This is a genomic window from Mesorhizobium sp. M0437, from assembly GCF_040321335.1.
In the GTDB taxonomy this organism is placed as follows: domain Bacteria; phylum Pseudomonadota; class Alphaproteobacteria; order Rhizobiales; family Rhizobiaceae; genus Mesorhizobium.
In genome coordinates this window covers 161,821-178,791 of the sequence record NZ_JAMYRK010000004.1, presented here as the reverse complement: position 1 = coordinate 178,791, position 16,971 = coordinate 161,821, and the positions used below count along the sequence as shown (strand labels likewise).

At 60.9% G+C, this 16,971-nt stretch carries 15 protein-coding genes; 10 read left to right on the top strand and 5 right to left on the bottom strand.

What is annotated here, in order from left to right:
• Positions 1 to 37 precede the first annotated feature (37 nt).
• Positions 38 to 1,006 (bottom strand): GlxA family transcriptional regulator, encoded by a 969-nt coding sequence (locus tag NKI72_RS04540; protein ID WP_352814269.1) that lies wholly within the window; start codon positions 1,004 to 1,006, stop codon positions 38 to 40.
• 304 nt (positions 1,007 to 1,310) lie between these two features.
• Entirely contained in the window at positions 1,311 to 2,024 is a 714-nt protein-coding gene (locus NKI72_RS04535; protein WP_352577753.1) for a transcriptional regulator NanR, read from the bottom strand.
• 183 nt (positions 2,025 to 2,207) lie between these two features.
• On the opposite strand from NKI72_RS04535, the gene oiaX reads away from it, so the two are divergent.
• Together oiaX and NKI72_RS04525 are read left to right on the top strand one after the other, a co-directional pair.
• Positions 2,208 to 3,482 carry a 3-oxo-isoapionate-4-phosphate decarboxylase OiaX gene (gene oiaX, locus NKI72_RS04530; RefSeq protein ID WP_352833831.1) on the top strand — a complete coding sequence of 425 codons (1,275 nt, stop codon included), beginning with the start codon at positions 2,208 to 2,210 and terminating at the stop codon, positions 3,480 to 3,482.
• A gap of 4 nt (positions 3,483 to 3,486) precedes the next feature.
• Positions 3,487 to 4,821 (top strand): four-carbon acid sugar kinase family protein, encoded by a 1,335-nt coding sequence (locus NKI72_RS04525; protein WP_352833833.1) that lies wholly within the window; start codon positions 3,487 to 3,489, stop codon positions 4,819 to 4,821.
• A gap of 109 nt (positions 4,822 to 4,930) precedes the next feature.
• Here the strand turns inward: NKI72_RS04525 and NKI72_RS04520 are convergent, their stop codons facing one another.
• Complete coding sequence (locus NKI72_RS04520; RefSeq protein WP_352833836.1) at positions 4,931 to 5,428, bottom strand: hypothetical protein; 498 nt, start codon at positions 5,426 to 5,428, stop codon at positions 4,931 to 4,933.
• A gap of 280 nt (positions 5,429 to 5,708) precedes the next feature.
• Here NKI72_RS04520 and NKI72_RS04515 point away from each other — a divergent pair, with 280 nt between their 5' ends.
• The 3 genes from NKI72_RS04515 to NKI72_RS04505 all read left to right on the top strand — a co-directional run bounded on the left by NKI72_RS04515 (position 5,709) and on the right by NKI72_RS04505 (position 9,488).
• Positions 5,709 to 7,226, top strand: coding sequence for a S10 family peptidase (locus NKI72_RS04515; RefSeq protein WP_352833839.1), 1,518 nt, complete (start codon positions 5,709 to 5,711; stop codon positions 7,224 to 7,226).
• A gap of 148 nt (positions 7,227 to 7,374) precedes the next feature.
• Positions 7,375 to 8,817, top strand: coding sequence for a sensor histidine kinase (locus NKI72_RS04510; protein WP_352833842.1), 1,443 nt, complete (start codon positions 7,375 to 7,377; stop codon positions 8,815 to 8,817).
• Complete coding sequence (locus NKI72_RS04505) at positions 8,814 to 9,488, top strand: LuxR C-terminal-related transcriptional regulator (RefSeq protein ID WP_352682605.1); 675 nt, start codon at positions 8,814 to 8,816, stop codon at positions 9,486 to 9,488. The genes NKI72_RS04510 and NKI72_RS04505 overlap by 4 nt, the downstream gene beginning before the upstream one ends.
• Positions 9,489 to 9,527: 39 nt before the next feature.
• Here NKI72_RS04505 and NKI72_RS04500 read toward each other — a convergent pair whose 3' ends face one another.
• Positions 9,528 to 10,073, bottom strand: coding sequence for a hypothetical protein (locus NKI72_RS04500; protein ID WP_352849951.1), 546 nt, complete (start codon positions 10,071 to 10,073; stop codon positions 9,528 to 9,530).
• 807 nt (positions 10,074 to 10,880) lie between these two features.
• On the opposite strand from NKI72_RS04500, the gene NKI72_RS04495 reads away from it, so the two are divergent.
• The 5 genes from NKI72_RS04495 to NKI72_RS04475 all read left to right on the top strand — a co-directional run bounded on the left by NKI72_RS04495 (position 10,881) and on the right by NKI72_RS04475 (position 16,318).
• Positions 10,881 to 11,885 (top strand): LacI family DNA-binding transcriptional regulator, encoded by a 1,005-nt coding sequence (locus NKI72_RS04495; RefSeq protein ID WP_352469815.1) that lies wholly within the window; start codon positions 10,881 to 10,883, stop codon positions 11,883 to 11,885.
• 73 nt (positions 11,886 to 11,958) lie between these two features.
• Positions 11,959 to 13,314, top strand: a complete 1,356-nt coding sequence (locus NKI72_RS04490) for an ABC transporter substrate-binding protein (protein WP_352833846.1) — start codon at positions 11,959 to 11,961, stop codon at positions 13,312 to 13,314.
• A 12-nt stretch (positions 13,315 to 13,326) separates the two neighbouring features.
• The gene (locus NKI72_RS04485) at positions 13,327 to 14,262 is read left to right on the top strand and encodes a carbohydrate ABC transporter permease (protein ID WP_352767192.1); all 936 of its coding nucleotides are present in this window, start codon (positions 13,327 to 13,329) and stop codon (positions 14,260 to 14,262) included.
• Positions 14,255 to 15,097 (top strand): carbohydrate ABC transporter permease, encoded by an 843-nt coding sequence (locus tag NKI72_RS04480; protein WP_352833848.1) that lies wholly within the window; start codon positions 14,255 to 14,257, stop codon positions 15,095 to 15,097. Before NKI72_RS04485 ends, NKI72_RS04480 begins: the two co-directional genes overlap by 8 nt.
• Positions 15,098 to 15,121: 24 nt before the next feature.
• On the top strand, positions 15,122 to 16,318 hold the full coding sequence (locus tag NKI72_RS04475; RefSeq protein WP_352833851.1) for a glycoside hydrolase family 172 protein: 1,197 nt from the start codon (positions 15,122 to 15,124) through the stop codon (positions 16,316 to 16,318).
• Positions 16,319 to 16,394: 76 nt separating this feature from the next.
• On the opposite strand, the gene NKI72_RS04470 is transcribed toward NKI72_RS04475, so the two are convergent.
• Complete coding sequence (locus tag NKI72_RS04470) at positions 16,395 to 16,820, bottom strand: VOC family protein (RefSeq protein WP_352469607.1); 426 nt, start codon at positions 16,818 to 16,820, stop codon at positions 16,395 to 16,397.
• Between the last annotated feature and the right edge of the window lie 151 nt (positions 16,821 to 16,971).

The window sequence follows — 16,971 nt, the reverse complement described above, 5'->3', positions numbered from 1 at the left end:
GGTTGCCCGTAGCCGCAGCACTTCCGCTGCCGACTTGTCACCGGACTTGCTTTCGAAACTCGCCAGGCGCCATTCCAGTTGTCTTGGAAAAAAGACGGCTGAACGAAGCGACGTCCTGATATCCCACCCGATAGCAGATTTCTGAGACGCTCAGTTTCGTTTCCTCAAGCATGGACCTTGCCAACTCCAGCCGCCTTTCCTGGATCCATTTTCCCGGCGTTGTCTGGAGTTCGTCGAAAAACCTGCGAGACAGGGTTCGCGAAGACATCGCCAATTCGGTTGCAAGAAATTTCAAATCGATTTCTGACATCTTGTCGTTCGAGAGCTCGCGCAGCTTGTTCTCGAATGGGCTGGCGTCGTTCGAAATTTTGTCGAGAGGAAATTCGTAGGGACTCTGGAATTTGCGCGGCGGAGGAAGAACCAGAAGTTTTCGAATGATCCGCTCTTCCTTCTCGAAGCCCAGATCGATCAGCAAAGCCCTGGCGAGTTCGAGTCCGGAAAACCCGCCTCCACATGTGTAAAGGCGGTCCTGGCGAATGAGCAGGCGGGAAGCGTCCCATCGCACTTGCGGAAACCGGCGGCTTGCCTCGTTCTTCAGCCACCAGGATATCGTTGCGCGCTTGCCGTCCAACAATCCCGAAGTGGCGAGCAGATAACACGCGCCGCAATGTGCTGCGATGATTGCGTCCTGCTGCTGCGCGAGCGCGATCAGCGGTTTTGAATGCTCACTCTCCTCGTCGAGCGAGCGCAGAAGCTCCGGAATCTCGACACCCGGCATGGCAATGAGAATCAGGACATCCATTTTCCGGGATGGTTGAGCCTTTGTCGGGAAGGAAATTCCTGTGCTCGATGCCGACGGCGCGCTCCTTGAAACGAACTCACAGGAGAGAACCTGCGAACGGCAGACGTCATTCACAAGCTGAAACATTTCCACGAGCGTCGAGACGACGGCCGAATAGAAATTCGACGGCAGCCAGATCACAACGTGGAGGCCCCTGTCAGCCATTGCGGTACTCCAGTGTCGTTCTCGGGTGGCAAGCCTAGCATAGTCTTTGCAAGAATTGCCAATCCCAGAACAAGCGCGGCGCCTCCAGGAGGGCCTATGCGGGCTTGCTGACGAAAGCGGGCCGCGGAAATCCATGGCTGGGAAGATGCAAATGCTGAAATCGTTGAATGAAAACAACGCGGCACATACACCGGATTCAGACGGCAACATAAAACTGCGTCGGTCCGGGCTCAGGCTGATCTGTGGTCAGCCAGTAGGCCGAGAAGGTCCGACCGCGACGCCGGTCGGGACCTGCACTTGATTTTCAGTTGCCGGAATTCATCACGTAGAGCGCGCGCGAGCGTTCGAGGTGCTTGATCATCGCCTTCTCGGCGCCATCCGCATCCTTGGCTTCGATGCGTCCGACGATCTCTTCGTGCTCGGTCAGCGTGAACTTTTCCTTGCCGGTCCAGATCAGCATTTCGGTGTGGTATTCCTTTAGCCAGCCTAGCATTGCCTCGCTGACGGCGACATAGATCGGGTTACCGGATATTGCCGCGATCTGTGTGTGGAATTTCATGTCGGCGGATATGAAGGCTTCCGAGTTGCCACGATGGCTGCGCTGCTCGGCGACCGTTTCCCGCAGCCGCTGCACGTCCTCGGCTGTGGCCTTTTCTGCAGCTTCCTTGACCATGCCGCGCTCGAAGAAGATGCGTGCGTTCTTGAGGTGCTCGAGCGTGTCCTTCGACGACGACAGGATGATCTTGGCGGCGCCGTCGACCTGTTTGATGATCGACTTGGCGGTCAGCTGCAGCACTTTCGCCCGCTCGCCATGCGAGATCGCGACGAGGCCCATATTGCTCAACGCCTGCATTGCCTCGCGGATCGCCGGCCTGCCGACCTCGAAGCGCTCCATCAATTCGCGCTCCGATGGCATGTCGTCACCCGGCAGCAATTCGCCGCCGGTGATCAGGCGCTTCAGTCTCAAGAATACTTCGTCGGAAAGCTTGCGCCGGACGATCGGCTCCGAACGGTTCATCGTCGCGAATCACTCCTTTGACCGGCCCCTATCTAGCATTTCCGCCGTGAATTCCGGAACGCCTGCTGCCGGCTCGCCCTTACCGCCAAGCCGGATAGGGCTTGCAATGCTTATGTACTCATTATACCAGATTTCGAGGGCCAAGGAACCTTTTTCGAAACCTCCCCGGCAGGCCGCGCGAATATGATTGTTCTTACCTATCGCATCGAAACGCCCGGCAATATCGAGGCGCTGGCGGCCAAGATTGCAAGCGACCAGTCGACCGGAACCTTCGTCGCGCTGGCCGGCGAGACCGAAGAGCTCAAGGCCAGGGTCGCAGCGCGAGTCCTGGCGATACGGCATCTGCCGGACGCGGACCGGCCGTCCCTTCCCGAAACCGGTTCCGGAGCAAGCCCCGAAGCACGCAACGGCCCGGTCAAGCGCGCCGACATCGATATCGCCTTTCCGCTGGACGCCATCGGCACCGACCTGTCGGCGCTGATGACCATCGCCATCGGCGGCACCTTTTCGATCAAGGGCCTGTCCGGCATCCGTGTCGTCGACATGAAGCTACCCGAGGAGTACCGGGGCGCGCATCCGGGCCCGCAATTCGGCGTCACGGGCAGCCGCAGGCTGACCGGTGTCGCAGATCGTCCGATCATCGGGACCATCGTCAAGCCGGCGCTGGGACTCCGCCCGTACGAGACGGCCGCAATGGTGCAAGAGCTGATTGCGGCCGGCGTCGACTTCATCAAGGACGACGAGAAGCTGATGAGCCCGGCCTATTCGCCGCTGTCGGAGCGGGTGAGGGCAATCATGCCGCTGATCCTCGACCACGAGCAGAAGACCGGTAAGAAGGTCATGTATGCCTTCGGCATTTCACATGCCGATCCCGACGAGATGATGCGAAACCACGATCTGGTGGCAAAGGCCGGCGGCAATTGCGCCGTGGTCAACATCAATTCGATCGGCTTTGGTGGCATGGCTTACCTCCGAAAACGCTCCAGCCTTGTGCTCCATGCCCACCGCAATGGCTGGGACATTCTCACCCGTCATCCCGGCCTTGGCATGGATTTCAAGGTCTGGCAGCAGTTCTGGCGCCTGCTCGGCGTCGACCAGTTCCAGATCAACGGCATCGCCTCAAAATACTGGGAACCCGACTGGTCCTTCGTCGAATCCTTCAAGGCGGTGACCACGCCGATCTTTTCGCCGGCCGATTGCGCATTGCCGGTCGCCGGCTCCGGCCAGTGGGGCGGGCAGGCGCCTGAAACCTTCCAGCGAACCGGCCGGACGGTCGATCTTCTCTATCTCTGCGGCGGTGGCATCGTCAGCCACCCGGACGGGCCGGGCGCCGGCCTGCGCGCCGTGCAGCAGGCCTGGCAGGCGGCGGTCCAGGACATTTCGTTGGCGGATTATGCCTTGAGCCATGTCGAGTTGGCGAGGTCGATCGAGAAGTTCGGCGGCGGCGAGGCGGCCTGACGCCATGCAAAACCTGCTTCTGAGTTACTATGGCGACGACCTGACCGGCTCGACCGACGTTATGGAGGCGCTCGAGCTCGGCGGCGTGCCGACCGTCCTGTTCATGCGCCAGCCGGACGAGGCGCTGCTTTCGCAATTTGCGCATTGCCGCGCCCTTGGGCTGGCCGGCACCAGCCGCAGCGAGACGCCGCAGTGGATGGACACGCATCTGCGAGATGCCTTCGCCTGGCTGAAGACCGTCAACGCCGAGATCTGCCACTACAAGGTCTGCTCGACCTTCGATTCCAGCCCGGCAATCGGCAGCATCGGCCGGGCGATCGAAATCGGCCGCTCGGTTTTCCGGCAAGAGGGCGTGCCGCTGGTGGTCGGCGCGCCGCAGCTGAAGCGCTACACCGCCTTCGGTCATCTGTTCGCGGCCTATCGCGAAAAATATTTCCGCATCGACCGCCATCCCGTGATGAGCCGCCATCCGACCACGCCGATGGACGAATCCGACCTGCTGATCCATCTGTCGCGCCAGACCAGCCTCGCCTCGGGCCTGGTCGACCTGGCGACGCTGCAGTCTGCGTCGCGGTCGAAAGCATTCGACCGGCTTGTGGAGAATGGCTCAGGTATTGTGCTTGTCGATGTCGATAGCCTGGAAACCCAGGCACTTGCCGGCAAGGAGATTTGGCGCGCTCGCAAGCCGGGCGGTTATTTCGTCGTCGGCTCTTCAGGCATCGAATATGCCTTGCTGGTCGAATGGGCAGCGAGCCGGATCGTGGATACCAAATCCGCCTTTTCGCCGCCGGGCGCTGCCGACAGGATCGCCGTGGTCTCGGGGAGCTGCTCGCCGACGACGGAACGACAGATCCGTCATGCTCTGGCCGACGGCTTCGACGGGATCGAGCTCGACCCAGTCGAACTGGTTTCTGAGGCTTCGAACGACGCGATTGCGCGCGCGGTGGCAACCGGCCGCTCCAGCCTACGGGCCGGGCGCAGCGTCATCCTCTACACCGCGCTCGGGCCTGCGGCCGACCGCGGTGCAGAAATCGATCTCCGGGAAGGCGCCCGCCATAAGCTCGGCCACGGCCTTGGCGAGGTTCTCCGCGAACTGACGCTTCAAGAGAAGCTACTGCGCGTGGTCATCGCCGGCGGCGACACGTCGAGCCATGCACTTGGCCAGATGGGCGTCGACGCGCTGACTGTGCGAATGCCGCTGCCGGCATCGCCGGGCTCGCCACTTTGTGTGGCGCATTCAAGCATTAAGGCGATCGATGGGCTGGAAATTGCCCTCAAGGGCGGGCAAGTCGGAACCGACCGCTATTTCTCCACTATTCGCGATGGGGTCGGCGGTTGACAGCGGGGAATGTCAGGTCAAATCGGTGATGCTCGATCGGGATCGAGGATACTAGCCGGCAAACCAGAAATCTCAGGCGTTCAGATCAGCGGCAATGCCACTCATCACGCTATCTGCCCATTGTCCTGCCTGGATGATACTGACGGGCGTAGGCGACACAGGCGTCTACAGTGCTGACACAGAGCGCATCGCGGTTGTTCGGCAGGTTGTTGTCGCCGGCGTAGGCAACCTTGGCAACATGACCGTCAACCATTCGAATTTGCGTGTTGCAATAGCCGCCGGGGGCGACGTTGACGGAACCCCCCAGCGCCGGGACGGGGCCAATGGCCACGGTCGGAACGACAATGTTGAGATTGCCGCGTTGAACGACGCGCTGATAGGTCCAGATCTGGCCGGATTTGCCGACATCGGCAGTGGCGGTAGGAAAGCCGGCGCACATTCGAACGTCCGCCTCGCTAAGGCCGACCATCTCCCTGCGGGCTGCCGCCGCCGTGGCGTCTTCCTTCGCAGTGCTCGACGTGTCGTCGGGCATGACGCAGGAAGACAGGATGGCGGCGCTTGCCGATAGAAGGAGAAGGGCAAGCTTTCGGGTGTGGAAAGATGTCATACCAACTTCGGATTGCACGGGAGCCCCGAATGCCAACCTAGGAAGTGGGCCAATCGAGTCAACCGGCAGAAAATTCACGAAGTCGTTGGTCCGCCATTCCGCCGCACGCATCTGCTGGAAGAGGTTAGGCTGCCGCCGTGACCCTCGCGCCCTATCTTCCGCCTGGGCATCGGATTTCCAAATCCGACCCCTTCTTGTCAGATGTACTGGCGCACGGTGCTGTGACTTTGGTTCGGCCGACGGTGTGCTAGTTTCCAGCCAAATTGCTCCCGGAGACGTCATGCCTATCAAGCTGCAAGAAATCGCCCTCGCTCTTCTGCTGTTGGTTGCCGGAACTGGGGTCGGTCATGCGGAGACGGCCCAGCGGCCGCCGCCCACAGGCGGGGTTCTCTCGCTCCTGCCACCGCCGCAGACTTCCGATCATTCGATCGTCATTGCCGGACGCACGCTCGATTACGAGGCCAAGGCCGGCACGCTGTCATTGCCGTCCGGCAAAGGCGATATCACCGCCGAGATTTTCTATGTCGCCTATGCTCTGCACGCAGGGAAAGAAACGGGACCGGATCCGCGTCGCCCGATCACCTTCGTGTTCAATGGCGGTCCGGGAGCAGCTTCCGCCTATCTCCATCTCGGCGCGCTCGGTCCGCGGGTTCTGGCGACAGCGGCCGATGGAAGTTTCCTGCCGTCGCCGCAGAGGCTGTTCGATAACCCCGACACCTGGCTCGACATGACCGACCTGGTCTTTGTGGACCCTGTCGGAACCGGTTACAGCCGTGAAGCGCCCGGCACGGAAGCACACAGCTTCTGGGGCATCAGCCAGGACGCCGCGTCGATAGGCGCGTTTATCCGGCTCTATCTGGCGCAGACGAACCGTATGGCATCGCCTGTCTTCCTGGCTGGCGAAAGCTATGGCGGCTTTCGAGCAGCATTGCTCGCCAGGAAGCTTCAGGAAGACATCGGCATCAGCCCGAGTGGCGTCGTGCTGATTTCGCCGGCGCTCGAATTCACGCTGGTGCGCCCGGACGAGTTCCAGCCGCTCCACTGGGCGCTGGAACTGCCGTCGCTGGCGGCAGTGCGCCTACACAGCGAAGGTGTTTCCGGCCCCGCCCTGCAGGAGCGGCTGGCGGAAGTCGAACGCTATGCGCTCGGCGATTATCTGGCCGCGCTGGCCGGTGGGCTGGAGCAGGGTGGACGCCTGGCGAGCCAGCGTGTCGCCGCAATCACCGGTCTGCCGCTCGATCTCGTCCAGCGGCACTTTGCACGCATTCCCATAGGGCTGTTCGCCAAGGAGTTTGCACGGGCAAAGGGCAATGTTCTCAGCGCCTATGACGGCAACATCGCGACTGCGGACGTGGCGCCAGAGAGCCTGGGAGTCGAGGGTCCCGATCCGGTGCTCGACCGAAGCGTGCCGGCGCTCACCTCCGCTTTCGTCGGCTATGTGCGTGATGAATTGAACTTCCGCACGGATATCAGCTATCGGCTTCTCAACCGTGAAGTCAGCGGCAATTGGGACTATGGGACGAGCGCGACGCGTCAGGGCTATGCGGGTGTCATGGACGACCTTCAACAAGCGCGCGTGCTAAACCCCAGCCTCGGCGTGCTGATCGTCAACGGCTACAGCGACCTGGTGACGCCGTACATGGGCTCGCGCTACCTGCTTGGTCAAATTCCTTCGCTTGCCGGCGCAAAGCCCATTCGCACCGAGGTGCTGGAGGGCGGGCACATGATGTATCTGAGGCCGGATGGACGGGCGGCACTGAAGCAGGCCGCGTCCGAGCTTTACCGAACGACGCAATGAGACGGTTTGCCCAAAAAAGCGCCGGATACGCTGTTCGCCCTCTCATCAGGCCCTAGTTCCATCGCGATTGATCGGTTACACACCTAGGATGGCGTCTTTCAGCGACGTTCGACAACGGATTAGCCGGCTCTCCAGAATCGCGCCACTGGTGCGGCGTGCTGCCGAGCGGGCCATTCGGAACACCAAGCCACACAGGCTGACAAGCCTTGTTGACCGTTGGAACGCGCTGTCGCTGGCAACGCAGTTCCTGCTCGCGGGCGGTCTATTTTCCCTGTCAGCCATGGTGGTGGTGGGGATTTCCGTCACGAACCATATAGAAACCGTGGTCACGCAGAATTCGGCTTCCGCGACGGCTCTTTACGTGGACAGCGTTATCGCGCCGCTGCTTCCGGATATGCGCAAGAGCGAAGTGCTCGACGAGAGCGTCGCCCACGCGCTCGATGAAACGCTGGGACAAGGGGCACTCGGCACAAGGCTCGAATCCTTCAAGCTCTGGCGTCGCGACGGAACCATCCTGTATTCGACCGACAAGACATTGATCGGCAAGCGCTTTGAACCCAGCGACAATCTCCGGGCGGCATTCGCAGGCCAAATGGTCTCGGAGTTCGACAAGCTGGACGATTCGGACAGCGAGGCCGAAAGGGCCAGCGGCTTGCATCTTCTCGAGATCTACAATCCGGTGCTGCAGCCATGGTCAGGGGAAGTGGTGGCCGTTTCAGAATTCTACGAGGTCGCCACTGATTTTGAAAGAAACCTGCATCAGGCACTCATTCGAACCTGGCTGGACGTTGCCGCCGTCACAGCGGCCTTCTTTCTCGGGCTGTCGGCAATCGTGTTCCGTGGCAGCCGCATGATCAGTTCGCAGAGCCGCTCGTTGAAGCAGCGCATTGCCGAGCTTTCCGATCTGCTTGCGCAAAACAGACTGTTGAGGCTGCGGGTGCAGCGTGCCTCGCAGCGTGCCACCGCACTTAACGAACGCTATCTCAGGCGCATCGGTGCGGACTTGCACGATGGCCCGGCGCAATTGGTTGCTCTCGCGGCGCTGGGGATCGACAGCCCCGTCATTGCCGATCCCGCTACGCCGCAATCGAAGCGTGCACAGGAATTGCTGGCCATCAAAGCACATCTGGACGATGCCATGCGCGAGATCAGGAGCATCAGCAAGGGCCTTGTCCTGCCGCATATCGAGCATGCCGAACTGGGTGAAATTCTCCAGCTTGCCGTACGGGCGCACGAAGAACGAACCGGCGTCAAAGTGATGCTATCGATGACCGGCGGCCATGCGCCATTGTCGCCGGCGGCCAAGATCTGCATCTTCCGCTTCGTCCAGGAGGCGCTGAACAATGGATTCCGTCATGCCGGAGGTGAAGGTCAGTCGGTCGAGAAACATTTCGACGGCGAGCGCGTTTGTATCGAAGTGGCCGACGCCGGCGCCGGCTTTGACCCGCAAATCGTGCGTCCCGAGAGGCTGGGACTCGTAGGGCTGCGCGAGCGTGTGGAAAGCCTCGGGGGCCAGTTTACCGTGACTTCCTCACAGAGTGGCACAGTCGTAAGAATGGCCCTCAACATCGTTGAAATGGGGCAGACATGACAGTAGCCATCAAGCTCGCCATCGTCGACGACCACCCGCTGTTCAGGGAAGGCGTTGTGCGCACGCTCGATCAGATCGGCGGGTTCGAGATCGTCGGTGAAGGAAGCAGCAGAGACGATGCCCTGCGGATAATCGAAGACCAGCGGCCCGACATTCTGCTGATGGACATCTCGGTTCCTGGAGGTGGCCTTGGCGTGATCGGACCGGCCCTTGAGCGGCATCCGGCACTGAAAATTGTGATGCTGACCGTTTCGGAAGAAAACCAGCACGTGATGACCGCGTTGCAGAGCGGGGCCAGGGGCTATGTTCTGAAGGGGGTCGGGTCGAGGACGTTGGCTGCGATCCTGCGCACGGTAGCGTCGGGCGAACGATATGTCTGTCCACAATTGTCGGCGCGCCTGTTGGCCGATCTGTCAGCTCAATCAAAAGAGCCGGCGAAAGCTGACGGACTTGCCGACCTCACCAGCCGTGAAAGGGAGATCCTGACGCTGGTTGCCGCGGGACTGAGCAACAAACGGATCGGGCTTCGGCTGAACCTGCATGAAAAGACGATAAAGCACCACATGACGCGAATCCTGGCCAAGCTCAACGTCAGCAACAGGACCGAAGCCGCCATGACCTTGCGCGATGCGACTGAGCACCGGCATCCGCCTGTTCGCGATCATGCTTGAGCCGAAATTGCCGCACGGCGCGGCCATGTGAACTGGCCCTCAGTCGATCATTTCAAGCAACCTGTCCCGATCGGAACGCGTCGCCAGGCGCCGAATGATGGTGCGGCCCTTGGCGTCCCGCATTTCGTATTGGCCCCTGTCGATGCGTTCGCTGAGTCCATTCGAATGCACCACGCCAATGCTCGGGCCGCTCACCTCGACCCGGTCTCCTGTGGATGCGTTGACAAAGAGTTTTGGCTTGCTATCGGGGTTTACCGTAGGGGCGGGATCAGGGGGATTGTCGTCCTGCGACTTTGCTTTGCCCTTGCCGGCACCAGCATTCGAGTTCGAATTGCCGGAGTTTCCACCCGAATTGCCCGAATTGCCGTTCCCATTCCCGTTCCCGCCATTGCCGTTGCCGTTCCCGCCATCTTTGGCCCAGACAGCCTGCGGGCCGAGCGGCTGCGATGATCCATCGAACAAGACGCGATAGGGGCTTACGACGAGAATGAAGGTCAAGACGACTACAGAAATGCCGACACGACGTCCTCGTGAAGATCCGGTCCTTCGTTTCCGGGTCGTCATCAATGAACTTGTCAGTCGCATGTCGGAACTCCCCTTAATCATACGGCTCTGTCGTACTGCCTCCTGTTCGAAATTCGTGTGATGCTTAAAACAATGGTTTGCGTCCGGAACGTCAAGACCCACCAGTCCCACGATGGTAACTGGTGGGTCTCGCTAGCGCAGGAAGGGACTATTTACTGCGCAAGTCTTTTGCCTTCCTTTGGTTGCGTCTCTCCGCGGTAGCGCAGACTTCCACCGTCAGCCAACAATAAATCCAATGGCCGCGACCCCGAAACACAGGCCAAATAACGGAAAAAGCAGCCAACGTGCCTGGTGAATGCTCGGGTCCATGGCGGCCTCCTGTAACAGTCGGCATCGCAACGGGGCTCCTCGGAACTCAGTTCCTGAAACTCTCGCATTTCGGGCTTTTGCGATAGCAGCCTCGGACCAAAGTTTGGCTGTGCGGGTCCTTGGTCGATAGGCTTACAGACTGAAGTCCCTATGCCAGGAGCCCGCCCTGCATTCGCCGACCTTTGTGTCCAACTGGCAGCTGCGATCCACCGCCCCTTCGAATGCTTTGCGTTTCTGGCTCTATGGCAGCAACGCCGTTGGTCTACTGCCGCATCGTTGAAACGCCACCAATGCAGACCCATATGCGAATTGCGTCGGATGTCTCCTCCCATTGCGTCCGGCGCGTTCCCCTCTGGAGGTTATAGACCTTCACACTTGGCCGGGCTTAACAACCCGGCCTTTTCTTTTGGCATTTGTATAATCGCCTGATGGCCCTAATTTGCGAGACATCGGTAAAATCGATTTGCAAATGCATTCAAGTGCCCATAGCCTGTCACCATGAGCACGATTTCCAAAGTTGCCACGCGAGCGGGCGTGTCGCGCACGACCGTGTCGCATGTCATCAACCATGCGGACCGGGTATCGAAATCGCTGCGTGAGCGCGTACAAGCGGCGATCGACGAACTCGGCTACACCCCGAACCCGCAGGCGCAGAGCCTGCGCACCGGCCGTACCAACATTATCGCGATGCTGATCCCGGACATCCGCAACCCGTTCTATCCGGAGCTGGTGAAAACGGCGCAGTCGACGCTCGAAGTGGTCGGCCTCGACATGCTGATCTTCAACACCGACGTGCCGGGCGGACATTCACAGGATCACGGCCGCGAGTATTTGCGCCAGATCGGGCGCAAGCGGGTCGACGGCGTCATCGTTGCCGACTTCGCGCTGCACGGCATGCACAGCGAACTGCTCAGCCTCGATCTGCCCGCCGTCTTCATCGGCCATCTGCCGAACCATGCTGTCGACAGCGTCCAGCTGGACGATTTCGGCGGCGGCTATCTGATGGGCGAGTATCTGGCGAAGAGGGGCCATCGCCGCATCGCCCATGTCACCGGGCCATCCTTTTTCAAGGAGGCGATGGCGCGTGCCGCCGGTTTCGAAAAAGGGCTCGCCGACAATGGCGTGCCAATCTCCGCCGATCTGCGGTTTGAGGGAAGCTATCTTGCCCCGTCAGGGCGGGAAGCGGTCACCTGGCTCAGGGAGAAGCACGGCGGACACCTGCCGTCGGCGATGTTCTTCGCCAATTATCTGATGGCCTCCGGTGCGCTGACCGAATTCTACGACCATGGGATCAATATCCCTCAGGATATCGCCATCGCAGTCTTCGATGACCTGCCTCAACTGGAATATGTCAGGCCGAAGCTGACCTGTGTCGGCAACAGTCCGACAATGCTTGCCAAGCGCGCCACGGAAATGCTGCTCGAACGGCTGGGTGGCAAAGTCGAGGGCGCGCCGCGCACCGAAGTGATCCCATGCGCGTTGAGCCCATTCGACAGCGCGTGACGCCAGATGCCGGCAAAGGGAACGGAGGTCCCTTCGCCAACGTTCGACCGAACAACATCCAAGGGAGGAATTGATGACTGACAAAACGACCCGCGACCGGCCATTGGCCAGCCTGAATCGCCGTCGGCTGATCCAGGGCGGCGCCACTTTCGCTGCCGCCGGCCTCACAGGCTTCCCGTTCATCAACAGGATGGCCGTGCGCGCTCAGGAAGCGCCGCTGAAATTCTGGCAGTTCTATGCGCCTCGCGGAGACGTGAAGCCGCAGGTCCAGTGGTTCGAAAAGCTGGTGGCCGACTGGAACGACGGCCACGACCAGAAGGTCGAGCTCGAATATGTCGTCAACAGCGAATACATCTCCGGTTCCAAGCTGGCAACGGCCTTCGCGTCGGGCGAGGGTCCTGACATCTTCCTCATCAGCCCCGGCGATTTCCTGCGTTATTACAATGGCGGCGTGCTTGCCGACCTGACGCCGCATATCGAGGATGGCGCCAAAGCCGATTTCCCGGAAAGCGTCATCGCCAACCGCATGGTGGACGGCAAGATCTACGGTGTGCCGATGGAAGTCGAGCCGATGGCCTTCTACTATTCGGTCAAAGCGTTCGAGGATGCAAAGCTCAACGAGAACGACGTGCCGAAGACCTGGGACGAGCTGTTGGCGGTCGCCAAAAAGCTGACGACGCCCAGCCGCTACGGCGTGCTGTTCGAAACGACTCCCGGCTATTACCAGAACTTCACCTGGTATCCGTTCCTGTGGCAGGGCGGCGGCGAATTCCAGGGCAAGGACGGCAAGAGCGCCTTCGATTCGCCGGCCACCGTCCAGGCGCTGAAACTCTGGCAGGATGCCATCAATACCGGCGTGGCGCCGCGTCAAGTGGTCGGCGGTGGTTTCGACATAGTCGCCAATCTCGGGGCAGGGCTGTGCGCCATGCAGAACTGCGGCATCTGGGGCATTTCGGCGATGGACAACAACGCCAAGGATGTGCCCTACGGCATCTTCAAATTGCCGACGCCGGCCAATGGCAAATACGTCACTGTCGGCGGCGGCTGGGCCTTCGTCGCCAATGCCGGGGGCAAGAACCCAGATGCCTCCGCCCAGTTCTGCGCCTGGGCGCTGGCCTCGATGGACCAGGCCTCGATCGACCGTGTCGTCAACTGGTGCACGGTCGCCAAGAGCGACATGCCGCCGCGCAACAGCGCGCTGAAGGCCGGCGCCGATGTCTTCAGCACGGGCAAGTTCGGCACCTTCGCCAAGGAGATCCACCCGGGAACGCGTGCCGAGCCGCGGGTTCCGCCGGAGGCGTACAAGATCATCTCCGACGCCATCCAGTCGGCACAGCTTGGCGGGGTTGATGCCCAGCAGGCGGCGACGACGGCCAGTCAGCAACTCGATGCGTTCCTCGCTTCCTATTCCGGCGCGCCGATCCTTTAGGCCCTTTCCAGCATGGATCAGTTGAAACCGCCAGCCGCGGGCGCGAATTCCGCCCGCGGCCTCACCGCCAAGCAAAGGGAGCGCTGCGCCGCATGGCTGTTCGTCCTGCCCGATGCGGTTGGCCTGCTGGTGTTCGTCGGCGTGCCGATGCTGCTGTCGCTCGCCGTCGGGTTCTTCGAGGTCAACGGCTTCGGCGGCTACAGGTTCGTCGGGTTCGGCAATTACAGGCGCATGTGGGGCGACCCGCTGTTCTGGTCGTCCGTGAAGGTGACGGTAGCCTATGCCGTCATGCTGGTGCCGGCGCTCTACGTCGCCGGACTGGGACTGGCGCTTCTGGTGCAGAAGACCAACCGCTTCAACGCGGTCATGCGCTCGATGTTCTTTGCGCCGCAGATGGTCAGCCTGGTCGTGGTGGCGCTCGTGTGGCAGCTCATGCTGGTCGAAAAGGTCGGCATCGTCAGCCGGCTGGCGCCGCTCGTCGGCCTCGGCGGAATTTCGCTGCTCGGCGATCCAAATCTGGCGCTGTTCACGCTGGTGCTGGTCAGCGTCTGGTTCCTGATGGGTTTCTACATGCTGATCTTCCTCGGCGGGCTCCAGGACATCCCGGCAGAGTACTACGAAGCCGCAAAGATCGACGGTGCCGGGCCGGTGACAAGCTTCTGGTACATTACTTTGCCCCTGCTCAAGCCGACCAGCTTCTTCGTCCTCCTGGTCTCGCTCGTCGCGGCTGTCGCCGGCGGCCAGGTCTTCGACCTGATCTATGTGATGACCAAAGGCGGTCCGGTCAATTCGACCTCGGTGCTGATCATCTACATCTACAAGCAGGCATTCCAGTTCGGCGCGTTCGGCTATGCATCGGCAATGGCATCGCTGCTGGTGCTGGCGCTGATGCTGGTCACGGTCTTCTTCTTCGTGCTGACGCGCGGCGGACGTTTCGAGCATGACTGACGGCCGAACTCATTCCGGCCGTTCGCAGATACGAGCGGCGAGGCTTGCCTGGATGCTGGCGACCGCAGCGCTTGGCCTGATGACGGTGTTCCCGCTTGTCTGGATGCTGGTCATCTCGCTCAAGCCGGCGAGCGACGTCTTCACGCCGAGCCTCATTCCGGAACGGCCGACGCTCGGCAATTTCCTCTATGTGCTGACCGAGGTGCCGTTCCTGCGCTATCTCTTCAATTCGTTCTTTGTGTCGGCCACAGTAACCGTCGCTGCGCTGTTCTTCCATTCGATGGCCGGCTATTCGCTCGCACGGCTGCGTTTTCCGGGCCGCGACACGCTGTTCCTCGCCATGTTCTCGACCTTTCTGGTGTCGCTGCCGGTAATCATCGTGCCGCTGTTCATCCTGACGCGGATGCTGCACATGCTGGACAGCTATGCCGGGCTGATCATTCCGGCGATCTTCAACGCGTTCGGCATCTTTCTGCTCAGGCAATACTACCTGTCGCTGCCCAGGGAACTGGAAGAAGCGGCGATCATGGATGGTGCCGGCTACTGGCGCATCTATTGGAGCATCATCCTGCCGCTCAGCCGGCCGATCCTGTCGGCACTGGCGATCCTGTTCTTCCTCGCCAACTGGAACGCTTTCCTGTGGCCGTTGACGATCACATCGGACCTCAACCTCTGGGTGGTGCAGGTAGCCATTGCGAACTTCAAGAGCCAGTACGCCGCCGCCTGGAATTATGTCATGGCCGCCTCGACCATCGTCGCCGTGCCGATGCTGGTCCTCTTCGTGATCTTCCAGCGCCAGATCATGGAATCCATCAAGACAAGCGGCCTGAAATAACCGCTGAAGCAAGAGGAGAAACACATGGATAATGCCGGCCTGTCGCCGCTTCGCGGGCTCGCCAAATTGCGCGACGCCAAAACCCGCCGGTTCTCAAGCTACGACCGCACCGGCGGCAATGACGACCGGCTGCACATTGAACCCGGCCAGACGGTGGTGATTGCCGAGCATGACGGTGCCGGCATCGTCACGCATATCTGGGCGACGCTCGCCTGCGAGAGCGAGGCGTTCCTGCGCAAGATCGTATTGCGCGCCTATTGGGATGGTGAGGCACATCCGAGCATCGAAACGCCGATCGGCGATTTCTTCGGCATGGGCCATGCCCGCACCCGCAATTTTGCCAGCCTGCCGGTGCAGGCAAGTCCAGAGGATGGCAAGGCCTTCAACTGCTACTTTCCGATGCCGTTTGCCAGCCACATGCGCTTCACCGTCACCAATGAGGCTGAGGACGACCTGCTTTTCTATTACTATGTCGATCTCGAACTGCATGAGGAACTCGAGGAAGGCCTGGGCCGCTTCCACGCCCAATACAGGCAGCAGCGACCTGACGGCATAGACGAGACGGGGCTGGCCAACGAGCAGGTCCTGTTTGGCGGGGAAAACACCGACGGGAACGGCAACTACACCATCCTGGAGGCGGAAGGTCATGGCCACTATGTCGGCGTACTCTATTCCGTCTATTCGCGGCGGCGTTCCGCACTATGGGACTGGTATGGCGAGGGCGACGACATGATCTTCGTCGATGGCGAGCCGGGCATTTCCGTGCCGGATACAGTGCGCAAGCCCGATCCGCGCATCGGACCGAAGGCCGAACTGATCGACGATCGCGGCGAGACCGGCCCCGGCGCCAACGATGCCTGGCCGCCGACGCTGCACGGCACCGGCACGGAAGATTATTTCAATACGGCATGGTGCCCGACACAGGACTACAGCGCGCCCTATCACGGCATCATCGCCGCCGGCGGGCCGAACTGGACCGAGCCGGTTACGCTCTATCGCTGGCACATAGAGGACCCGGTCATCTTCCACAAACGCATCCGGGTGACCATCGAGCACGGTCACGCCAATCGCCGCTCGGACGACATTTCGTCGGTCGCCTTCTGGTATCAGGCCGAACCGCACAAACCGTTCGAAGCGCTTGTCGATGTCGAGGACCGCATCCCCACCTATCGCGCGCCTTATCACAATTGGAATGCCGCCTTCGACGAGAAGAGGCGTTAGGCCGGGATGCGTTCGAATTGAACCGTGCATCCCGCGCTATCTGTGTCGGGGCACGACCCTGCCGCAGCGTGCCGTCTCAGCTGCGAGGTGGAAGTTGCTGGACAGACCAGGTGTTGCCGTCGGGATCCTCAAAGAAGACAAATCTGCCCCAGGGAAAATCCTTGATATCGCTGACCTCGATACCTTGAGCGGCCAGGTACCGGTGAGCCTCATCGATATCGGGCACGACGAGTTGCAGGCCCCTTATGGATCCCGGGGGGCTGTCGACGAGGCCCTTGCCCATGGCAATCGAACAGGCCGAACCGGGCGGCGTCAATTGCACGAAACGTATCTCGTCGCTTACGGTGTGGTCGTGATCGAGATGAAAGCCGACCTTCCCAACATAAAAGGCAATTGCTCTATCGACGTCCGATACGGGGACCGGGACCAGCTCCAGCTTCCAATCCATGACAGCCCTTTCGCAGCTTGATCGCCAAGTGGTGCCGAACACCGTGGGCGCCATCCCGCCATCTTCCCAATGCCATTGTCGGCGCGGGCCGCTCAGTCAGTCAAGAGATACCCGGGCTCGGGCAACGTGAGGACTGGTCTCATTGCTGAGACGGCGTTCGGAACCGATGAGCACAAGCTCAGTTAGGCGGAGGACAACCACCTTT